The sequence below is a fragment of the Actinosynnema sp. genome (genome assembly GCF_052038725.1).
Genome location: NZ_JBQGCX010000923.1, coordinates 1 through 3,385, shown reverse-complemented (window position 1 = coordinate 3,385; position 3,385 = coordinate 1). Strand labels below are relative to the sequence as shown.

Annotated in this window: 3 protein-coding genes; 1 reads left to right on the top strand and 2 read right to left on the bottom strand. The window is 75.2% G+C overall.

From position 1 onward, the window contains the following. Window positions 1-29 precede the first annotated feature (29 nt). Complete coding sequence (locus ACTUAL_RS19450; protein ID WP_096492167.1) at window positions 30-857, bottom strand: SGNH/GDSL hydrolase family protein; 828 nt, start codon at window positions 855-857, stop codon at window positions 30-32. Window positions 858-906: 49 nt separating this feature from the next. Beyond that, the gene (locus ACTUAL_RS19445) at window positions 907-1,944 is read right to left on the bottom strand and encodes a lactonase family protein (RefSeq protein WP_096492168.1); all 1,038 of its coding nucleotides are present in this window, start codon (window positions 1,942-1,944) and stop codon (window positions 907-909) included. Between the two features lie 229 nt (window positions 1,945-2,173). Between ACTUAL_RS19445 and rocD the strand changes: the two genes are divergently transcribed. Beyond that, a partial coding sequence (gene rocD / locus ACTUAL_RS19440) for an ornithine--oxo-acid transaminase (RefSeq protein ID WP_440901250.1) occupies window positions 2,174-3,385 on the top strand: 1,212 nt, incomplete at its 3' end.

Below are 3,385 nucleotides of genomic sequence, written 5' to 3'. Positions count from 1 at the left end.
CGGGTCGGGGCGACCCGGCGCCGCAGGCGTCAGCCCGCCGGGAGCAGCGCGGCGCGCAGCGCCGCCGCGTAGGCCTGCTGGCCCGCGCGGTTCGGGTGGTAGGAGCGGGTGATCGGCAGGGAGATGCCGTTGACCCACGGGGAACCGCCGCAGACGCCGTGGCCCCGGAAGGCCGGGCGCACGTCCACGAACGAGAACCCGGCGGCCCTGGCGCGGGCGGCGGTGGTCGCGACGATCAGGTCGGTCGCCCGGTTCACCGCCGCGCGCCGCGCCGTCGACGGGCCGAGCAGGCAGAAGCCCTCCTCGAACAGCCTCGGGTAGCCGACCACCGCGACGGGCGCGGGGGTGCGGGCCCTGACCGCCGCGTAGGCCGCGTCCAGCCGGGCGGGCAGCTCGGCGCGGATGAACTGCTCGGCCGCCGCCACCCGGCGGGCGCAGGACGAGTCGGTGCCGGTGGTGCAGGTGGTCATCACCTCGGTGAACCCGGCGTCGTTGCCGCCCACGGTCAGGGTCACCGAGGACGTCTCGGAGTTCACGCCCGCCGCGACCTGGCCCGCGATGTCGGCGGTCGACGCGCCCGTGCAGGCCTGGAACGACAGCGACGAGTTCAGCCGCGCCGCCCACAGCACCGGGTGCGCGGCCTGGCTGCGCTTGCAGGCCCCGGACTCGGAACCCGCGCCGAGGCCGGACGCGAACGAGTCGCCGAGCGCGAGGTGCTCGGGGCGGATGCGGGCCCCGGTGATCGGGGCGCCTGCGACCTCCGCGATCACCGGGGCCTGTTCAGGCGCGGCGAGCGCGGAGGAGACCGATGCGAGTGGTGCGAGCGCGGCGATCAGCGCTGCCGCCAGGAGTCTCATGCACCGGACCTACCACCGCGCCCGCCCGCCGCCGCAGCCCGTTAACCCGTCAGAAGGTGACGCACACCGGAACGGGCGTCGGCCAGGTGCCGGTGGGCACGGGGAGTCCCGCCTCGTCCAGCTCGAACGTCGCCACCGTGTTCGAGTTCTGGTTCGCCGCGAACAGCAGCGCCCCGGTCGGGTCGAACGCCAGGTGCCTGGGGTGCGCGCCCCACGCGGGCACCAGCGCGCTCAGCTCCAGGCTGGCGCCGTCGTCGAGCACCCGGAACACCGCGATGCTGTCGTGGCCCCGGTTCGACACGTACGCGTGTCGCCCGTCCGGGGACACCAGGATCTCCGCCGGGTGGTTCTCGCCGCCCTCGGGCAGCTCCTCGCGCAGCGTGCTCAGCACCGCGCCCGGCGTCAGCACGCCGTCCGCGCAGGCCGCCACGGTGACGGTCGAGTCCAGCTCGTTCACGATGTAGGCGAACCGCCCGCCGGGGTGGAACGCCAGGTGCCGGGGGCCCGCCCCGGCGTGCGTGCGCGCGGTGGCGACGTGCTCCAGCCTCCCGCCGACCAGGCGGTAGGTGAAGACCGCGTCCGCGCCCAGGTCCACCGCGAGCACGAACCGGCCCGTCGGGTCCACGACGACCTGGTGCGCGTGCGGCCCCTCCTGCCGGTCCCGGTTCGGGCCGGAGCCCTCGTGCCGCACCAGGTCGCTCCGCTCGCCGAGCGAGCCGTCCGGCAGCACCGGGTGCGCCGAGACGCTGCCGGAGGTGTAGTTCGCGGCCAGCAGGTGCCCCTCGTGCAGCACCAGGTGGCACGGGTCGGCGCCCCCGGTCGACTGCCGGTTGAGCACGACCGGCACGCCGTCCGCGCCGATCGCCAGCGCCGTCACGGCCCCGTCCTGCTGCTCGTTGACCGCGTACAGCCGGTCGCCCTCGCGGACGAGGAAGGACGGGTTCGGCACGTCGGCGACCACCCCGGTGTGGGTGAGCACGCCCTTCGCGCGGTCGTAGGCGGCCAGGCCGACGCCCTCGCCGCCGCCCTCCCAGGTCGTGTAGGTGCCCAGGAACACCGCCGCGCTCCCGGTACCGGCCTCCGTCATCAGCAACCCCGTTCCTCGGTCTCGGCGCGGGCAGGCCGTCACGCCGCCCGCGAACGGCGCAGTACCCCTCCGCCCCACCGCCGAATCCTAGGTGCGCCACCCGTTCGGCCGTTGATCCAACACCCTCTGCAACGGATCGCCGGGAAATCGCCCGATTGCGCAATGAATACACCGGAAGCGCAACACCTGACGGCTGAAAACGCCACCACACGCCCTCTAGCCTGAGGGCATGACCGCCACCGCCCACCACACCGCCCCGCGCACCGCCTCGGACTTCATCGACCTCGACGAGCGCTGGAGCACGCACAACTACCACCCGCTGCCCGTCGTGCTCTCGCACGGCGAGGGGGCCTGGGTGACCGACGTCGAGGGGCGCCGGTACCTGGACTTCCTGGCGGGCTACTCGGCGCTCAACTTCGGGCACCGGCACCCCGCCCTCGTCGCCGCCGCCGTCGAGCAGCTCGGCCGGGTCACGCTCACCAGCCGGGCGTTCCACCACGACCAGCTCGGCCCGTTCTGCCACGAGCTCGCGGAGCTGACCGGCACCGAGGTCGCGCTGCTGATGAACTCCGGCGCCGAGGCGGTCGAGTCCGCGGTGAAGGTCGCCAGGAAGTGGGCCTACCGGGTCAAGGGCGTGCCGGACGGCCAGGCGGAGATCGTCGTGGCGGGCTCGAACTTCCACGGCCGCACCACCACGATCGTGTCGTTCTCCACCGACGAGAGCGCCCGCGCCGACTACGGCCCGTTCACCCCCGGCTTCCGGGTCGTCCCGTACGGCGACCTGGCCGCGCTGGAGGCCGCCGTCACCGACCGCACCGCCGCCGTGCTGCTGGAGCCGGTGCAGGGCGAGGCCGGTGTCGTCGTGCCGCCCGCCGGCTACCTGGCCGGGGTGCGCGCGGTGTGCGACGGGGCCGGGGCGCTGCTGGTCGCCGACGAGATCCAGTCCGGGCTCGGCCGCACCGGAGAGGTGCTCGCGCTGGACCACGAGGGCGTGCGCGCCGACCTCTACACCCTCGGCAAGGCGCTCGGCGGCGGCATCGTGCCGGTGTCCGCCGTGGTCGGCTCGCACGCGGTGCTGGACGTGCTGCGGCCCGGCGAGCACGGCTCGACGTTCGGCGGCAACCCGCTGGCCTGCGCCGTCGGCCGCGCGGTGGTGCGGCTGCTGGCCACCGGCGAGTTCCAGGAGCGCTCCCGCGAGCTGGGCGGGCACCTGCACGCGCGGCTGGGCGAGCTGGTCGGGCACGGGGTGGACGAGGTGCGCGGGCGCGGCCTGTGGGCGGGCGTCGAGCTGTCGGCGGGCGGGCCCGGCGGGCGCGCGGTGTCCGACGGGGACGCGGCGCTGCTCGTCGACTGCCAGGAGCACACCGAGCACACCCGCCGCGGCGCGCAGCAGCACCTGAACCCCCACGACGAGCGCGACGACCGCTACGCCGCCCTCGCC